We start from the raw sequence: 19,538 nt of genomic DNA on the forward strand, positions 1-19,538 counted from the left end.
GGAACGAGGGAGGACCATGGCGACCGACACCCCGACCACACTGATCGACGTCCTACTCAGGCACACCCGGACCCACCCGCACCGCAAGGCCTACGAGTTCACCGGCGGCGGCACGGTCGCGAACCTCACCTACGCCGAACTCGAACGCCGGTCGCGCTCCATGGCCGTCGCCCTGCGCGCGTCGGCCGCGCCCGGTGACCGCGTCCTCGTCATGTGCTCGCCGGGGCTGGACTACGTCGCCGCCTTCCTCGGCGCGCTGTACGCGGGAGTCATCGCCGTCCCCGCCTACCCTCCGACCAACGCCAGGAACATGGTCCGACTGGTCCGGACGGCACAGGACGCCCAGCCGGTCGCGGTCATCGCGGACGCCCTCGTGCTGGACCTGATCGCCCTGCACGACACCGGGGGCGAACTCGCCGCGCTGCACCGCATCCCGGTGGAGGACGTCCCCGACACCGGTGCCGACCTGCCCGGTCCACGACCGGACGCGGACGACGTCGCCTTCCTGCAGTACACCTCGGGATCGACCGGCACTCCCAAGGGCGTGGTCGTCTCGCACCGCAACCTGATGCACAACTCGGCGCTCATCGCCTCGCGGATGTCGATCTCGGCCGAGTCGGTCTGCGTCAGCTGGCTGCCGCCGTACCACGACATGGGCCTGGTCGGCGGCATCCTGCAACCGCTCCACAGCGGTTTCCTCGGCGTCCTGATGACCCCGCTCGACTTCCTGCAGCGCCCGATGAGCTGGTTGGAAGCGGTGTCGGAGTACCGAGGGACGGTCAGCGGCGGCCCCGACTTCGCCTTCGAGCTCTGCTCCACCCGGTTCGACGCGCAGCCGCGGGAGGACCTGGACCTGAGCAGCTGGTCGGTGGCCTTCTCCGGGTCCGAGCCGATCCGGCGCCGCACCCTCGACCGGTTCGCCGAGCGCTTCACCTCCGTCGGCTTCCGGGAACGGGCGTTCTTCCCCTGCTACGGGCTGGCCGAGGCGACCCTGCTGGTCTCCGGCGGGCCGGTGGACTCCGCCTCCGTGGTCATGGCGGCACCTGTCGCCCCGAACACGGCACCGGCCGCCCCGGCAGCACCTGTCGCGCCGGCGGTCCCGGCTGCCTCGGCCACCCCTGCCGTTCCCGACGGGGCCGAGCGCGAGGAGCGACCCCTCCTCGAGGAGCAGCCCCGCTTCGTCGAATGCGGCGGAATCCCCGACGAGATGGACGTACGCGTCGCCGACCCCGCGACGGGTGCCCTCCGAGCCCCAGGGGAGGTGGGCGAGATCCTCGTGGCGAGCGCGAGCGTGGCCATGGGCTACTGGAACGGTGCGGACGAGGCTTCCTTCCACGCCCGGCCGCCCGGTACGGACCGGGACTACCTGCGTACCGGCGACCTCGGATTCGTCCGCGACGGCCGGCTGTTCGTCACCAGCAGGTTGAAGGACGTGCTGATCCTGCGCGGCCGCAACCACCACCCGCACGACATCGAGGACACCGCCGCGCACAGCCACCCGATGGTGCGCCCCGGCGCCGTCGCGGCGTTCACCACCGAGGTCGCCGACCAGGACCGGCTGATGATCGTCGCCGAGGTCCGGGACGGGGCGGGACCGGAGTCGATCGAGGAGCTGACCGCCGCCCTGCGCCGCGCGGTGGCGGAGGAGCACGGGCTGAGCGTGCACACCGTGGTGCCGATCAGGGCCAGGACCGCGCCCAAGACGGCCAACGGCAAGCTGCAGCGGCACCGCTGCAAGGAACTCTTCCTCTCGGGGGAGCTGGCGGCCGTGTCCGCGGGCGCGACGGCGAAGGAGCGTGTCTGATGCCGGGACCCCGTCCCGACCAGGGGGAGATCGAGGCCGTCCTGCTCGCCCGAGCCGAGGAACTCCTCGGACTGCGGCCGGGTCGTGCGGATCCGCGACTCGCCCTGGTCAGCCAGGGTTTCGACTCGCTGATGGCGGTCAACCTCCAGCACCGGATCGAGGCCGACCTCGGGTACAGCATCTCGATCGCCGACCTGCTGGCCGGGGCGACGATCGAGGACGTGGCGCGGGACCTCGCGTCCGCGGAGGACGACCACGATGCCCCGGAAGTGGCCGGCGCGGCCGGATTCCCACGCGCGTCCGGAGGGCGTCCGGAACGGTTGCCCGTGTCCTTCGCGCAGCGGCGGTTGTGGTTTCTGGAGCAGTTGTCGCCGGGTCGGGCGTATGTGATCGCGGGTTCGGCGCGGTTGGAGGGTGTGCTGGACCGGGGTGCGCTGGGTCGGGCGTTGGACGCTCTGGTGGTGCGGCACGAGAGTCTGCGGACCACTTTTCCGAGTGAGGGGGGTGTGCCGTTCCAGCGGGTGCACGAGCCCCGGGGTGTGGTCCTGCGGTTCACTGATCTCGTCCGGAGCGCTGGGGAGAGTGCCCTGGTCGAGGTGGCCGATGCCGACGCGGCGGGCGCCGAGGTGGCCGGCCCGGCCGTCCTGGTCGAGGGGGCCGGCGCCGAAACGGCCGATGCGGCCGCCCTGGCCGAGGTGGTCGAGGGGGAGCTGGCGGTGCCGTTCGACTTGGTGGAAGGACCGCTGCTGCGGACGCACCTGGTACGGACAGGAACCGACCGCCATGAGCTGGTGGTGGTGATGCACCACATCATCAGTGACGGCTGGTCGCTCAACGTCATGCTGGACGACATCGCCCGGCTGTACGCGGAGGAACTTGAGCAGAAGGGCGGCGGGCTGCCCGCACTTCCCATCCAGTACGCGGACTTCGCGTTGTGGCAGCGGGAGTGGGCCGAGGGTCCGCGGTTCGGTGCGCAGGTGGAGTTCTGGCGGGAGCGGTTGGCCGATCTGCCGCCCACGTTGGAGTTGCCGACGGATCACCCCCGTCCGTCGGTGTCGGAGCACCGGGGCGCGGTGTACTCGCGGGAGATCCCGGAAGCGCTCGGCCGGGAGCTGGAGGTGTTCGCGCGGGGTCGCGAGGTGACGCCGTTCGTGGTGTTGGAGGCGGCGTTCGCGGCTCTGCTGGGTCGGTTGTCCGGTCAGGGCGACATCGTGGTCGGCGCTCCGGTCGCGAACCGGTCGCGGGCCGAGGTGCAGGGGCTGATCGGGTTCTTCGTCAACACGCTGGCGCTGCGTACGGACCTGTCCGACGATCCCGGTTTCGGTGCTTTGGTGGAGCGTACGCGGGAGACGGTCCTGTCCGCGCACCAGCACCAGGACGTGCCCTTCGAGGCGTTGGTCGAGGCCCTGCACCCGCAGCGCGACCTCGCCCGCAACCCCCTCTTCCAGGTCATGTTCGCGGTCCAGGACGAGGCGCGCGCCCGGCATCCCCTGCCCGGTGTGGAGTTGTCGACGAGCGAGGTGCACACGGGGACGGCGAAGTTCGATCTGACCGTGACGGTGGAGCGAACGGGTGGGGCCGGTCCGCGGGTGCGGTGGGAGTACGACCGGGACCTGTTCGAGGCCTCCACGGTGGCCCGGTTCGCCGGGTTCTACGAGACTCTGCTGTCCGGTCTGCTCGCCGACCCCGAACAGCCGCTGAGCCGCGTACCGCTCATGACGGGCGACCAGCGTGACGCACTGCTGGAGGCGTGGAATCCCGGACCTGCCCAGTCACCGCCGCCGGCCGAGGCCGTGTCCGAGCGGATCGCCCGGCGGGGTGTGTCCGATCCGGACGCGGTGGCGGTGGTGGCCGGGGACGGCCGGCTGACGTACGGGGAGTTGAACGCGCGGGCGGACCGGTTGGCGGCGCACTTGCGTTCGCGGGGTGTGGGTCCGGACCGGTTGGTGGGGTTGTGCGCGCGGCGGGGGATCGACCTGGTGGTCGGGATCGTGGCCGTGCTCCGGTCGGGTGGTGCCTATGTGCCGCTGGACCCGACCCATCCGGCCGAGCGGCTGCGGCAGATCGCGCGGGACGCGGCGCCGGTGCTGATCCTCACCCACGGCGACCTGCGGGAACAGTGGTCCGGGGTGGCGCCGGTGATCGACCTGGAGGAGCCGGTCGACTCCGCCCCGGAGCTGGGCGATGTCGCCGTCCATCCCGGGAGTCTGGCCTATGTCATCTACACGTCGGGGTCCACGGGTGTGCCCAAGGGTGTGGGGGTCACGCACGGCAACCTGTCGGGGTTCGCGGTGGCGATGGACGTCCTGTTGGGCGGTGGTCGGGGTCAGACGTGGTTGGCGGTGACGAGTCCGGCTTTCGACATCTCGGTGCTGGAGTTGGTGTGGACGCTGTCGGCGGGTTGTCGGGTGGTGGTGCTGGGGGAGGAGTCCGGTTCGGTTGGGGAGGCTGTGCGGATTCATGGGGTGACGCACGTGCAGACGACCCCGTCGTTCGCGAACCGACTGCTGGCCGAGGACGCTCAGGCGCTCTCGGGGTTGGACACACTCCTGTTGGGCGGTGAGGCGTTTCCGCCTTCGCTGGTCGAGCGGCTGCGGACGTTGTCCGGAACGCGGGTGATCAACGGGTACGGGCCGACCGAGGCCACGGTGTACGCGACCTCCCACGACGTGGCCGAGGGCGAGTCACAGATTCCGATCGGCATGCCTGTGGTGGGCGGTCGGGTGTACACGTTGGACGGTCGTGGTGTACCGGTTCCTCCGGGTGTGGCGGGTGAGCTGTCTCTGGCGGGCCATGGCATCGCTCGGGGCTATGTGAACCGGCCGGGGTTGACGGCGGAGCGGTTCGTGCCGGACCCGTTCGGGCCGCCCGGGTCGCGGATGTACCGGACCGGTGACGTGACGCGGCACCGGGCCGACCATGGCGTCGACTACCTGGGCCGGGCCGACCACCAGGTCAAGGTACGCGGCTACCGCATCGAACTCGATGACGTGACCGCCGCCCTGGGCCGCCATCCGGCGGTGGAGACCGCCCTGACCACCGCGGTCCCCCAGGGTGAGGACCTGCGGCTGGTGGGGTACGTCGTCTGCGCGGACGGTGAGGTGCCACCGGACCTGTTCGCCCATCTGCGGCGAGCGCTGCCCACGTGGATGCATCCGGACCACATCGTCGCCCTCACCGAACTCCCGCTCACACCGAACGGCAAGATCGATCGCGACCGGCTGCCCCTCCCGGAGCGCGGGAACCGCGCCCGCCAGGAGCACCTCGCGCCCGCGACGCCGACCGAGGTGCGCCTCGCGCGACTCTGGTCGGAGCTGCTGGAGGTCTCCGACCTCGGACGCGACGACGACTTCTTCGCGCTGGGCGGCCATTCGCTGATGGCCACGCAGGTGCTGGCGCGGGCGCGAGCCGAGTTCGGCGTGGACCTGCCGCTCCGCGCCGTCTTCGAGCACCCCACCATCGCGGAGTTCGCGCGGTTCGTGGACGAGACGGCCGCAGGGGAGACCGGGCCCGCGATCGTTCCCCGCCGGCGCACGGGGCGAGCGCCCCTCTCCTTCGCGCAGCAGCGGATGCGGTTCCTGGAGCAGTTGTCGCCGGGGCGGACGTATGTGATCGCGGGTTCGGCGCGGTTGAAGGGTGCGTTGGACCGTGCCGCGCTGGGGCGGGCGTTGGACGCCCTGGTGGCGCGGCACGAGAGCCTGCGGACCACCTTCCCGGTTTTCGAGGACGTCCCCTTCCAACGGGTGCACGAGCCCGCCGGCGCGGCACTTCGCTTCACCGACCTCGTCGGTCGCGTCCACGGCCCCGCCCTGGCCGAGGTCGTCGAGGGGGAGCTGGCGGTGCCGTTCGACCTGGTGGAGGGGCCGCTGTTGCGGACGCACCTCGTGCGGACGGGTACCGACCGCCATGAGCTGGTGGTGGTGATGCACCACATCATCAGCGACGGCTGGTCTCTCAACGTCATGCTGGACGAGATCGCGCTGCTGTACCGGAGGGAACTCACGGGGGACGCCGGGCCGCTCTCCGAACCGGGCGTGCACTACCTCGACTTCGCGCTGTGGCAGCGGGACTGGGCCCAGGGTCCGGAGTATCGGGAACAGCTGGAGTTCTGGCGGGAGCGGTTGGCGGATCCGCCGCCGGCGCTGGAGCTGCCGACGGATCATCCCCGTCCACCGGTGTCGGAGCACCGGGGCGCGGTGCACGTTCACCCTCTGCCCGGGCGGCTCGCCGGGGCCGTCGACCGGTTCAGCCACGACCACGGGGCCACACCGTTCATGACCCTGGAGGCCGCGTTCACTGCCCTGTTGTGGCGGTTGTCCGGTCAGAGTGACGTCGTGGTCGGTACCCCGGTCGCGAACCGGTCCCGGGCGGAGACGCAGGGGCTGATCGGGTTCTTCGTCAACACGCTCGCCTTGCGTACGGACCTGTCCGATGATCCCGGTTTCGACGCGTTGGTGGAGCGCACGCGGGAGACGGTCCTGTCCGCCCACCAGCACCAGGACGTGCCCTTCGACCACTTGGTGGAGCACCTTCAGCCGCAGCGCGATCTGGCGCGTACGCCGCTCTTCCAGGTGATGTTCGCCGTCCAGGAGCAGTTCCGGACGCGGTTCCGCCTTCCGGGTGTGGAGCTGTCGACGACCGAGGTGCACACGGGGACCGCGAAGTTCGACCTGACGGTGACGGTGGAGCGGGAGTCCGAGGGCGGACTGCGGGTGCGGTGGGAGTATGACCGGGACCTGTTCGAGGCCTCCACGGTGGCCCGGTTCGCCGGGTTCTACGAAACCCTGCTCTCCAGCTTGCTCGCGGACCCCGAACAGCCGGTCGGCGCGGCGATGCTGATGACGGAGGACCAGCGCGACGCGCTGTTGGCGGCCTGGAACCCCGCGCCGGAGGGTGTTTCGCCCCAGGAGGGGGCGGAACCGGTCGATGAGCGGATCGCCCGGCGGGGTGTGTCCGATCCGGACGCGGTGGCGGTGGTGGCCGGGGACGGCCGGCTGACGTATGGGGAGTTGAACGCTCGGGCGGACCGGTTGGCGGCGCACTTGCGTTCGCGGGGTGTGGGTCCGGACCGGTTGGTGGGGTTGTGCGCGCGGCGGGGGATCGACCTCGTGGTCGGGATCGTGGCCGTGCTCCGGTCGGGTGGTGCCTATGTGCCGCTGGACCCGACCCATCCGGCCGAGCGGCTGCGGCAGATCCTCGCCGACGCCGCGCCGGTGCTGGTGCTGACCGAGGGCCCCCTGGTCGACGCACTCCCCGACACCGGAGTCCCCGTCGTCCTCATGGACACCGACCTGCCGCAGGTCACCGGACCGGTTCCGGCCCTTGCCCGACCTCATCCCGGGAGTCTGGCCTATGTCATCTACACGTCGGGGTCCACGGGTGTGCCCAAGGGTGTGGCGGTCACGCACGGCAACCTGTCGGGGTTCGCGGTGGCGATGGACGTCCTGTTGGGCGGTGGTCGGGGTCAGACGTGGTTGGCGGTGACGAGTCCGGCTTTCGACATCTCGGTGCTGGAGTTGGTGTGGACGCTGTCGGCGGGTTGTCGGGTGGTGGTGCTGGGGGAGGAGTCCGGTTCGGTCGGGGAGGCCGTGCGGATTCACGGTGTGACGCACGTGCAGACGACCCCGTCGTTCGCGAACCGACTGCTGGCCGAGGACTTGGACCACCTGTCCGGACTCGACACCTTGCTCCTCGGCGGCGAGGCGTTTCCGCCTTCTCTGGTCGAGCGGCTGCGGACGTTGTCCGGAACGCGGGTGATCAACGGGTACGGGCCGACCGAGGCCACGGTGTACGCGACCTCCCATGACCTGGTCGAGGGCGAGTCACAGATTCCGATCGGCATGCCTGTGCCGGGTGGTCGGGTGTACACGTTGGACGGTCGTGGTGTACCGGTTCCTCCGGGTGTGGCGGGTGAGCTGTCTCTGGCGGGCCATGGCATCGCTCGGGGCTATGTGAACCGGCCGGGGTTGACGGCGGAGCGGTTCGTGCCGGACCCGTTCGGGCCGCCCGGGTCGCGGATGTACCGGACCGGCGATGTGACGCGGCACCGGGCCGACCATGGCGTCGACTACCTGGGCCGGGCCGACCACCAGGTCAAGGTACGCGGCTACCGCATCGAACTGGACGAGGTCACCCACACCCTGACCCGGCACCCGCAGGTCACCGACGCCGTCACCGTCGCCCGCGCCACCGGCGACGAGGAACACGCACTGGTGGGGTACGTCGTCTGCGCGGACGGTCAGGTGCCACCGGATCTGGTCGCTCATCTGCGGCGGGCTCTGCCCACGTGGATGCATCCGGACCACGTCGTCGCCCTCACCGAACTCCCGCTCACACCGAACGGCAAGATCGATCGCGACCGGCTTCCCGCGCCGGCCTCCGAGCCGATACGGCCGACCGAGGGACCGACGACACCGACCGAGGAGCGGTTGGTCCGGATCTGGCGGACGCTGCTCGACTCCGACGGCCTCGGGCGCGACGACGACTTCTTCGCGCTGGGCGGCCACTCGCTGATGGCCACGCAGGTGCTGGCGCGGGCGCGAGCCGAGTTCGGTGTGGACCTGCCGCTCCGCGCCGTCTTCGAGCACCCCACCGTCGCCGAACTCGCCGAGGCGATCGACCGACTCGACGGGGCGGACGACCTCGCCGGCATCACGGCCGGCGGACGACCCGACCAGGTCCCCCTCTCCTTCGCGCAGCGGCGGTTGTGGTTTCTGGAGCAGTTGTCGCCGGGTCGGGCGTATGTGATCGCGGGTTCGGCGCGGTTGGAGGGTGCGTTGGACCGTGCCGCGCTGGGGCGGGCGTTGGACGCTCTGGTGGTGCGGCACGAGAGTCTGCGGACCACTTTTCCGAGTGAGGGGGGTGTGCCGTTCCAGCGGGTGCACGAGCCGCGGGATGTGGACCTGCGGTTCACCGACCTTGACGGGGCCGTTGGGGAGAGGGCCCTGGCTGCGGTGACCGGCGCCGAAACGGCCGACGCGGCCGCCCTGGCCGAGGTGGTCGAGGGGGAGCTGGCGGTGCCGTTCGACTTGGTGGAAGGACCGCTGCTGCGGACGCACCTGGTACGGACAGGAACCGACCGCCATGAGCTGGTGGTGGTGATGCACCACATCATCAGTGACGGCTGGTCGCTCAACGTCATGATCGATGAACTGGCCCAGCTCTACCGACACCAGGTGGGGGAGGAGGGGACCGAGCCCGCCGACCTGCCCATCCAGTACGCGGACTTCGCGTTGTGGCAGCGGGCGTGGGCCGAGGGTCCGCGGTTCGGTGCCCAGGTGGAGTTCTGGCGGGAGCGGTTGGCCGACCTGCCGCCCACGTTGGAGCTGCCGACGGATCACCCCCGTCCGCCGGTGTCGGAGCACCGGGGCGCGGTCCACGTTCACTCCCTGCCTGTACAGGTCACGGATGCCGTCGACCGGTTCAGCCGCGACCACGGGGCCACGCCGTTCATGACCCTGGAGGCCGCCTTCGCCGCTCTGCTGGGTCGGTTGTCCGGCCAGGGCGACGTCGTGGTTGGTACCCCGGTCGCGAACCGGTCCCGTCCGGAGACGCAGGGGCTGATCGGGTTCTTCGTCAACACGCTCGCCGTGCGCACGGACCTGTCCGACGATCCCGGTTTCGATGAGCTCGTGGAGCGCACGCGGGAAACGGTCCTGTCCGCGCACCAGCACCAGGACGTGCCCTTCGAGGCGCTGGTCGAGGCCCTGCACCCGCAGCGCGACCTCGCCCGCAACCCGCTCTTCCAGGTCATGTTCACCTTCCGCGACGCCCCCGTGGCCGGAAACGGACTGCCCGGCGTGCGGGTCTCCCTCTCCGACATCGACACGGGGACCGCGACGTTCGATCTGACCGTGACGGTGGAGCGGACGGGCGGGGCCGGTCTGCGGGTGCGGTGGGAGTACGACCGGGACCTGTTGGAGGCCTCCACGGTGGCGCGCTTCGCCGGGTTCTACGAGACCCTGCTCTCCGGTCTGCTCGCCAACCCCGAACAGCCGGTGAGCCGCGTTCCGCTCATGACCGAGGACCAGCGTGACGCGCTCTTGGCGGCCTGGAACCCCGAGACGGAGGGCGCCCGGTCCCTCGCCTCGACGGAGCCCGTCCACGAGCGGATCGCCCGGCAGGCCGCGGCCGATCCGGACGCGGTGGCGGTGGTGGCCGGGGACGGCCGGCTGACGTACGGGGATCTGAATACCCGCGCGGACCGGTTGGCGGCGCACCTGCGTTCTCGTGGTGTCGGCCCGGACCGGCTGGTGGGGCTGTGCGCCCGTCGGGGGGTCGACCTGGTGGTCGGGATCGTGGCCGTGCTCCGGTCGGGCGGTGCCTACGTGCCGCTGGACCCGGACCACCCCACCGAGCGGCTGCGGCAGATCCTCGCCGACGCCGCGCCGGTGCTGGTGCTGACCGAGAGCGCCCTGGTCGACGCACTCCCCGACACCGGAATCCCCACCGCCCTCCTGGACGACGCGCGGGAGGTACCGGCCACCCCCGAGCACCGGTCGGCGACCGTGCACCCGCAGAACCTGGCCTACGTCATCTACACGTCGGGGTCCACAGGTGCGCCCAAGGGCGTCGCCGTCACCCACGCCAACCTGGCCGCGTCCACGGCCGCGCGTGAACGCGCCTACGACCGCCGGCCCCGCGGATTCCTGCTCGTGTCCTCGGTGGCCTTCGACACCTCCGTCGCCTCGATCTTCTGGAGCCTGTGCACGGGGGCCGCCCTGTACCTGCCCGACCACGGGCGCGGGCTCGACCTCGACCACCTCACCGGCCTGCTCCGCGCCGCCGACATCAGCCACCTCGTCTGCCTGCCCGCGCTGTACCGGCTGCTGCTGGACAAGACCGCCGACGACCCCCCTGCCCTCGACACCGTGATCCTCGCGGGCGAACCACTCCCGCCCGCCCTGGTCCTGCGCCACCACGACGTGTCGCCGGACGTGGAGCTGTTCAACGAGTACGGCCCCACGGAAGCCACGGTCTGGAGCACCTTCACCCGCTGCCGGCCCGACGCCGAAGCCCGGAGCGTGCCGATCGGTGTGCCGATTCCCGGGGCACGGGTGTACACGTTGGACGGTCGTGGTGTACCGGTTCCTCCGGGTGTGGCGGGTGAGCTGTCTCTGGCGGGCCATGGCATCGCTCGGGGGTATCTGAACCGGCCGGGGTTGACGGCGGAGCGGTTCGCGCCGGACCCGTTCGGGCCGCCCGGGTCGCGGATGTACCGGACCGGCGATGTGACGCGGCACCGGGCCGACCATGGCGTCGACTACCTGGGCCGGGCCGACCACCAGGTCAAGGTACGCGGCTACCGCATCGAACTGGACGAGGTCACCCACACCCTGACCCGGCACCCGCAGGTCACCGACGCGGTCACCGTCGCCCGCGCCACCGGCGACGAGACCCGCCTCGTCGGCTACCTCGTCTGCGACGATCCCGACACCTTCCCCGCCGCCGACGTCCGCGACCACCTCCGGCTCCACCTGCCGCCGTGGATGCACCCGGCCCACCTCGTCCCGCTGCGCGAGCTCCCGCGCACGCCCAACGGCAAGGTCGACACCGCCCGCCTACCCGCTCCCGCCCGGCCCGCCCCGACCGCCTTCCACGCGCCCGCCACCCCCACCGAACAGCGGATCGCGGACCTGTGGGCCGACCTGCTCGACGCCCCGGGCATCGGACGCGACGACAACTTCTTCGACCTCGGCGGCAACTCGCTCCTGCTGGTGCGGGCCCGCGAGCTGCTGCTCCCGCTGCACGGCGGTCTCGGTGTGGTCGACCTCTTCCGCTGCCCCACCGTCCGCACACTGGCCGCCCTCATCGAGGACTCACCACCCGGCGACGCACAGCAGGCCCTCGACCCCTCTCCCGCCACCGAACGCGCGCGCCGCGCCGGCCGGCGCCGCCAGGCGGACCGCCGCAGGCGCCTGCGCGAGGACACCCACGGAGGACAGGCATGACCATCGATGACGCACACGACGGCCCCCCGGACGCGATCGCGGTCATCGGGATGGCCGGCCGCTTCCCGCAGGCCCCCGACACGGACGCACTGTGGGACCACCTCCTGCACGGGCACGACGCGGTGACCCCCGTGGACGGGGAGGGCACGCGCACTCGGGCCAAGGGCGTCCTGACCGGGCACGACCTGTTCGACGCGTCCTTCTTCGGGGTCAGCCCGATGGAGGCCGAACGCACCGACCCCCAGCACCGGCTGTTCCTGGAGACGGCCTGGCAGGCCCTGGAGCAGGCGGGCCACGGCGCGGCCGCGAACAGGCCGGTGACCGGCCTGTTCGCGGGCTCGTCCATGAGCACCTACCTGCTGGACGTGCTCGCCAGCCCCCGTCACCGGGACGTCCTGGACGACTCGCAACTGCTCATCGGCTGCGACAAGGACTACCTGGCGACCCGGATCGCCCACCGGCTCGACCTGCGCGGACCGGCCGTCGTCGTGCAGTCGGCGTGCTCCACCTCCCTGGTGGCCGTGCACATGGCGGGCCAGGCGCTGCTGGCGGGCGAGTGCGACATGGCCCTGGCCGGCGGTGTCGCGGTGCGCGGCGAGTCCGGCCTGGACCGACGCGCCGACCGCCCGGACGGCATGGTCTCGCCGGCCGGGCGCTGCCGCGCCTTCGACGCCTCCGCGAACGGGATGGTCAGCGGGGACGGGGTGGGGGCCGTGGTCCTGCGCCGACTGGACGACGCCCTGCGCGACGGCGATCGCGTGCACGCGGTCATCCGAGGCTCGGCCGTCAACAACGACGGCGCGGTCAAGGCCGGGTACACCGCGCCCGGGGTCGCGGGACAGGTCGCGGTCATCCGCGCCGCGCACGCCGTCGCCGGGGTGGATCCGGCCACCATCGGGTTCGTGGAGGCGCACGGGACGGGTACCCGGCTCGGCGATCCGATCGAGGTGGCCGCGCTCGCCGAGGCGTTCGGGCCCGCGGGCGGCCGGGAGAGCTGTGCCCTGGGGTCGGTCAAGACGAACATCGGCCACCTCGACGCCGCCGCCGGAGTGGTCTCGCTGATCAAGGCGGTGCTCGCGGTGCGGGAGGGGGTCATCCCGCCCACGCTGCACTTCGAACGGCCCAACCCGGAGCTCCGGCTGGAGTCCACCCCGTTCCACATCAACACCGAGCCCATCCCCTGGCGACCCGAGTCGGGCGCGCGCAGGGCGGGTGTGAGCTCCTTCGGTATCGGCGGGACCAACGCACACGTCGTCCTCGAACAGGCCCCGCCCGTGTCCCGTCCCGATCCCGGGCACGCCTGGCAGCTGGTTCCGGTCAGCGCACGCACGCCCGGGGCCCGCGACCAGGCCCTCGCCGACATCGGACGGGCCCTCGCCCACTCGGAGGACGTCGCCGACGCCGCGCACACCCTGCAGACCGGCAGGGAGGAGTTCGAGTACCGGGGGGCGATGGTGCTCGCAGCCGGGACGCGGGCGAAGACCGGGGCGCACGCGGAAACTGGAACGCACGCGGGCGGCACCGGTGGGGGGCGTGTGCACCGGCCTGTGCTGGGGCGTGCGGGTGCTCCGCTGCCGGTGGCCTACCTCTTCCCCGGGCAGGGGTCGCAGTACCCGGGGATGGCGGCCTCCCTGTACGCGGCCGAACCCCTCTTCCGCGACGAACTCGACCTGTGCGCGGACGCCGTGCGCGAGGCGGGCGGCCCGGACCCGCGCGCCGCGCTCGGCCTGCCCGGCACGCACGACACCGGGCGGCCGGTTCCGGACCTGGACCGGACGGACGTCACCCAGCCCGCGCTGTTCGCGGTCGGATACGCGCTGGCCCGGCTGTGGACGGCATGGGGGATCGAACCGCACCTCCTGCTGGGGCACAGCCTCGGCGAGCTGACCGCCGCCTGCGTCGCCGGGGTGATGTCGCGCGAGGACGGCGCCCGTCTGGTGGTGGCGCGCGGTGCGGCGATGCTGGCCTGCAGGTCCGGGGCGATGACCGCCGTCGCCCTGCCCGAGAGCGCGCTGTCCGACGCGCTCCCGCCGCAGGTGGAGATCGCGGCCGTCAACACCCGGTTCCAGACCGTCGTCTCCGGCCCCGAACCCGGGATCGCCGCCCTCGAAGCCGAACTGGACCGCCGCGAGGCCCGGTACACCAGGCTGAGGACCCGGCGCGCCTTCCACTCCGCCGCCATGGAGCCCGCGGTCGAGGCGGTCACCCGGGTCGCGGCCGACCTCCCCCTGGCCAAACCGCAGCTGACGGTCCTGTCCAACGTCACCGGCCGGCCGCTGACCGCCGACGAGGCGACCGACCCCGCCTACTGGGGCCGACAGCTCCGGGCGCCGGTGCGCTTCGCCGACGGGGTGGACCACCTGGCCGCCTCGGGCCCCTACCTGGCGGTGGAGACGGGACCGGGGGCGACACTGCGCGGCATGGTCGCCGACCTCGGCCGGGAGGGGACTCCCACCGAGACCGTGTGCTCGCTGCCGGGCCCCGGCCGAGAGGCCGACGAACTGCGGTTCGCCCTCACCTCGCTGGCCCGGCTCTGGGTGCGCGGGGCGCCCGTGCGCTGGTCGGGCCTGCACGGCGGTCGACGGCGCCGCCGGGTACCGCTGCCGACCTACCCCTTCGAGCGGCGCCGGTACGCGGTCGAACCCGCGCCCCTCACCGGGCCGGACGCGGAGCCGCCGACGCGGGACCCCGCGACCCCCGACGCCCCCGCGCAGCGGGCGGAGGAGGGGACCGCGACGGAGTCCGGGCTCAACGAGACCGAACGGCTCATCGCCCAGGTCTGGGAGCGCCTGCTCGGGACCGCCGTCACGGGTCCGGACGAGTCCTTCTTCGACCTGGGCGGCACGTCGCTGATCGGCCTGCACGTCCTGGACGAACTCTCCGCCCTGTTCGGGGTGCCACTGCCGAAGGCGGCCGTCTACGAGAGCCCCACCGTCGGCGAACTGGCGCTCCTGATCGAGGAAGCCCTGGTGGGCGCGCTGGAGCAGCAGGCCGAGGACGACGACGGGCAGCGCGCGGACGGCACGCGCACCGACCACACCCACGCGACGGAGGTGACCCGATGACCGATCGCGACCGGCTCGCGGAGCGCCGGGCGGCCCTGCCGCCCGCCGCCCGGGAGGCACTGGCCAGGCGGCTGCGCGGCGCGTCAGCCGCGACCGGAGCCGCCCCGGCCCCGGCACCGGGCGGGGACGCCCCGGCCCCCGGAGAGGCGCCGCTGTCCTTCACCCAGGAGGGCTTCTGGCTCCGCCAGCGCCGCTACCCACAGGACGCGGCGAGCAACGTGTTCGCGGCCGTACGGCTGCGCGGGCCCCTCGACACGCCCGCCCTGCGACGGGCCTGCGACGCGCTCGTCGCCCGGCACGACGTGCTCCGCTCGCGCTTCACCGAGATCGACGGCGAGCCGCGTCAGATCGTGGTGCCCGGTGTCCGGCTCCCCCTGCGTGAGGCCGACCTCCGGCCCGGTTCCCCGTCCTCGGACGGGGCGGCGCGGGACACCCCTGGCGATGCGGTGCGGGACACCCCCGACGGGGCGCAGAGCGATACCCCCGGCGGGGCGGCGCGGGACACCACCGCAGCCGACCGCCGGCTGGAGCGGCTCGCCGTGCGGGAGGCCGCCCACCCCTTCGACCTGGAGACCGCGCCGCCCGTGCGCGCCCTGCTGGCACGCCTGGGCACCGACCACCACGTGCTGATGCTCACCCTGCACCACGTCGCGACCGACGCCCGGTCCAACACGGTCCTGCTGGAGGAGCTCGCGGCCCTGTACGCGGCACACGTCGAGGGCGCGGCGGCCCCGGCGCTCCCGCCCGCCCCGCAGATCGCCGGCGTGGCCCGCGACCAGCGCGCCCGCCGCGACGGCGCCGAGTCCGCCGAGTACTGGCGCCAGGTCCTGGACGGAGCACCGCCGCTGGACCTGCCGTTGGACCGCCCGCGCGTTCCCGGCGCCCCCCGCGTCCCGGGCAGGGTCACCGCGATCGTGCCCGCCGAGGACGTCGACGCCATGCGCGACCTGTGCCGACAGGACCGCGTCCCGCTGTTCGCCGGACTGACCGCGGTGCTCCAGACCCTGCTCCACCGCTACAGCGGGTCCACCGACCACCTCATCGGCGTGCCCTTCAACGGCCGCGACCGCCCGGACCTGCTGCGGGTGGTGGGACCGCTGTTCACGGCCGTACCGCTGCGGGCGGACCTGTCCGGCCGCCCGACCTTCCGCGAACTCGCGTCCCGTGTCCGCGGGTCCGCGGCCACCGCGTTCGACCACGCGCAGGTGCCGGCGGAACGGTTCGGAGCCGCCGCCTACGACGTGCTGTTCGCCCTCCAGGACGCGCCCGCGGCCGGGACGGCCGAGGTCGCCGGGGTGGCCATCGAACCGCTCGAACTCGGCCCCGGCACCGCCCAGTGCACGCTCACGCTCTCAGCGGTACCCGACGGGCGGGCGCTCCACGTCACCGCCGACCACGACAGCCGGGTCCTGGACCGGGCCACCGCCGCGCAGATGCTGCGCCACTTCGTCGCCCTGGTCCGCACCCTGGCCCGCGTCCCCGACGAGCCCGTGGACACCGTCGACCTGCTCACCGGCACCGACCGCGCCGCCCTGCTGCGGGACTGGAACGGCACCGCCGCGCCCGCCGTGCTGCCCCGCGTGGTCCACGAGGCGTTCGCCCACCGGGCCCGGCTCGCCCCGGACGCCCCGGCCGTCCGGTGCGGCGACGAACACCTCACCTACGGGCAGCTGCACCGTGCGGCCCTGGGCTGCGCACGGGCCCTCGGCAGGGCCGGTGTCGGCCGCGGCGACATCGTCGGCGTCAGCGTCGAGCGCACCCCCGCCCTGGCGGTGGCGCTGCTCGGCGTGCTGATGGCCGGAGCCGCCTACCTGCCGCTCGACCCCGCCTACCCGGACGAGCGGCGCAGGCACGCGCTGACCGACGCGGGCGCGCGCCACCTGCTGCACGGACACGACCCCCGCTCCCGGCCGGAGGCGCCCGGGGCGCGCGTCCTCGGCCCCGCGGACTGGGCGGTGCCGCCGGACACCGGCCAGGCCCCGCCGCCCGCCCGCGTCGGCCCGGCCGACCTGGTGTACGCCATGTACACCTCAGGGTCCACCGGCACGCCCAAGGGGGTCCTGGTCGCCCACGAGGGCGTGGCCAACGACCTCGACTGGCGCCGGGCGGTGACCGGCATCGGACCCGGTGACCGGCTGCTGCACACCGTCTCCTGCTCCTTCGACCCCTCGGTGTGGCAGCTGTTCGGTCCCCTGGCCACCGGGGCGGAGGTCGTGCTCGCCACCGAGGACGAACTCGGCGACCCCGAGCGCGTCGCCGCGCTCATCCGCGACCACCGGGTCACCATCGCCGACTTCGTCCCCTCCACGCTGGCCCGCGTCCTGGACGCCGCGGGTCCGGGGGACCTGGACTCGCTCACCCACGCCTTCTGCGGCGGCGAGCGCCTGCCCCGCGACCTCGCCGACCGCTTCCACCACCGGACCGGTGCCACCCTGCGCAACCAGTACGGGCCCACCGAGGCGACCATCGACACCACCTCCCACCCCGTCCGGCCCGGCGCGGCACGGCGCGAGGTGCCCATCGGCCGGCTCATCGGCAACAAGCGCGGCTACGTGCTCGACGCGCGCCTGCGTCCGGTGCCCGCGCGGGTGCCCGGCGAACTGTGGATCGGCGGCACCGGACTGGCCTACGGCTACGTCGGATCGCCCGCGCAGACCGCCGACCGGTTCCGCCCCGATCCCTTCGGCCCGCCGGGCACGCGCATGTACCGCAGCGGCGACCTGGTCCGCCACCGGCACGACGGGGACCTGGAGTTCGTCGGTCGGATCGACCAGCAGGTGAAACTCAACGGGGTCCGGATCGAACCGGCCGAGGTGGAGGCGGCCCTGCGCGCCCACCCCGACGTCGCCGACGCCGCGGTCGTCCCGCGCCGCGTCCAGGGGAGAACCGCGCTGGTCGCCTACGCCGTCACCGCCGGGGGAGCCGACTTCGACCGGTCCGCCCTGCGCGCGCACCTGCTCCGCCGGCTGCCGCCCGCCTACATGCCCGCCCACCTCGAACCGGTCCCCGGCATCCCGCGCGAGGTGACCGGCAAGCTGGCCGAGGACCGGCTCCCCGAACCGGGGCGCACGGCCCGCACCGGCCCGGAGTGGCGGGCCGCGCCGGGTTCGGCCGAGGAGGAGGTCGCCCGGATCTGGCTGCGCGTCCTGGGCCGGGAACCCGCCGCCCCGGACGAGGACTTCTTCCAGTGCGGAGGCGACTCCGTCCTGGCGACGCGGCTGGTGGCGTCGGTACGGGAGCGGTTCGCCGCCGAACTGAACCTGCACGACTTCTTCGTGGACCCCACCCTCGCCGGCCTCGCCGCGCTCCTGCCCGAGCAGGGCGCACCGCGGGAGTCCTCGACGGAGTCCTCGACCGGGGCCCCGGCAGAGGACTCCACAGGAGCCCCGGCAGAGCCCCCGACGCAGGCCTCCGGCCCCGCCCTGGTCCGTACCGGAGCGGACCGCGCCCCGCTCTCCCACGCCCAGGAACGGGTCCTCGGCCGCGCCGAGGCCGGTGCCGGACCGGGGGAACTCGAAGTCGCCTCCTCCGTCCGGCTCACCGGTCCGATCGACGCCGACGCGCTCGCCCGCGCCCTGTCCGCGGTCGTGGCGCGGCACGAGGCCCTGCGCGTGGCCGTCACCGCCCCCGATCGCTCCGGCGGCCCGCCCACCCAGACGGTCCGGCCGCCCTTCGAGGTGCCCCTGGCCCGCACCGACCTGTCCGGGCGGGACGGAGGCGCGCTGTCGGCCGTACTGGACCGGCTGGACCGCCAGAGCGCCCTGGACCTCGAGGCGGGCGCACTCGTCGCGCCGACCCTGCTGCGCACCGCCCCGGACGAGCACGTGCTCCACCTCAAACTGCACCGGATCGCGGTGGACGGCCGCTCGGCCGACATCGTCGCGCACGACCTCGCCCACGCCTACCGGATCCAGACGGGCGGACAGGAGGCCGGTCCGCCCGCGCCCCGGATCGGCCACCCCGACTACGCCCTCTGGGAACGCGCACGGCTCACCTCCGGGGACGTCGCGGACGCCGTGCGCGCCTGGAAGGAGACCGCACCCGACCTGGACGCGCTCACCCGGGCGCCGGCCGCCGGGAGCGGCGCGCGCTCCGAACTCCGGTGGTCGCTGGGAGGACCGCGCACCCGCGCGCTCGACGCGGCGGCCGCGGCGCTGCGGTGCACACGCCGCACCCTGCTGCTGTCGGTGTGGAGCGCGGCCTGCGAGCACCGCTTCGGCCGACCCGTCCCGATCTGCGTCCCTGTCGCCGGACGCGACCACCCCTGGACGCACGACGTCGTGGGCCGGTTCGTCGACCTGGCTCCCGTGTGGACCGCTCCGCTCCGGCGGGAGCCGCTCGGAGAACGCGTGCGCCGGACCCACGCCGCCGCGGTCCACGCCTACGGGCGCCGGCACACGCTGCCGTTCGGAGCACTGGAGCGCTCGCTCCAGGAGGCGGCCGGGCACGGCGGACCGGTGTTCCCGGTGTTCTTCGACCTCGCCGACCCCGTCGGGGCGCTCCCCACGATCCCGGGCGTGGCCGTGACCGCGCACCCCGCGCGGGAGCCGTGGAGCGACTTCGGCCTCTCCCTGCTGGCGGGCCCTGGCGCCGACGGGCTCGACGTGGCGGTGCTGCACGATCCGGCCGCCCACCCCGGGCCGGCGGCCGACGCCCTGTTCGGCGATGTCCGCGCACGGCTCACCGCCCTCGCGGACCACTACCGATTGGAGAACTGAA

General features: G+C 73.4%; 4 protein-coding genes. All 4 read left to right on the forward strand.

Annotation, left to right across the window (positions count from 1 at the left end; translation table 11 throughout):
* Positions 1-16: 16 nt before the first annotated feature.
* From HNR10_RS28170 to HNR10_RS28185, 4 genes are read left to right on the forward strand one after another with little or no spacing between them, the layout of a single operon-like run.
* Positions 17-1,804: a fatty acyl-AMP ligase gene (locus HNR10_RS28170; protein ID WP_179828751.1), complete on the forward strand. Its 1,788-nt coding sequence runs from the start codon at positions 17-19 to the stop codon at positions 1,802-1,804.
* Positions 1,804-11,754, forward strand: coding sequence for a non-ribosomal peptide synthetase (locus HNR10_RS28175; RefSeq protein WP_179828753.1), 9,951 nt, complete (start codon positions 1,804-1,806; stop codon positions 11,752-11,754). The genes HNR10_RS28170 and HNR10_RS28175 overlap by 1 nt, the downstream gene beginning before the upstream one ends.
* The gene (locus HNR10_RS28180; RefSeq protein WP_179828755.1) at positions 11,751-14,819 is read left to right on the forward strand and encodes a type I polyketide synthase; all 3,069 of its coding nucleotides are present in this window, start codon (positions 11,751-11,753) and stop codon (positions 14,817-14,819) included. Before HNR10_RS28175 ends, HNR10_RS28180 begins: the two co-directional genes overlap by 4 nt.
* Complete coding sequence (locus HNR10_RS28185) at positions 14,816-19,537, forward strand: non-ribosomal peptide synthetase (protein WP_179828757.1); 4,722 nt, start codon at positions 14,816-14,818, stop codon at positions 19,535-19,537. Before HNR10_RS28180 ends, HNR10_RS28185 begins: the two co-directional genes overlap by 4 nt.
* Position 19,538 lies beyond the last annotated feature (1 nt).

Origin of the sequence: Nocardiopsis aegyptia, assembly GCF_013410755.1 — a bacterium.
Taxonomy (GTDB): Bacteria; Actinomycetota; Actinomycetes; order Streptosporangiales; family Streptosporangiaceae; genus Nocardiopsis; species Nocardiopsis aegyptia.

What these genes read in the sequence shown, in the direction of transcription:
- HNR10_RS28185 (WP_179828757.1), top strand. Translation starts at nt 14,816, where the DNA reads ATGACCGATCGCGACCGGCTCGCGGAGCGCCGGGCGGCCCTGCCGCCC.
- HNR10_RS28170 (WP_179828751.1), top strand. Translation starts at nt 17, where the DNA reads ATGGCGACCGACACCCCGACCACACTGATCGACGTCCTACTCAGGCAC.
- HNR10_RS28175 (WP_179828753.1), top strand. Translation starts at nt 1,804, where the DNA reads ATGCCGGGACCCCGTCCCGACCAGGGGGAGATCGAGGCCGTCCTGCTC.
- HNR10_RS28180 (WP_179828755.1), top strand. Translation starts at nt 11,751, where the DNA reads ATGACCATCGATGACGCACACGACGGCCCCCCGGACGCGATCGCGGTC.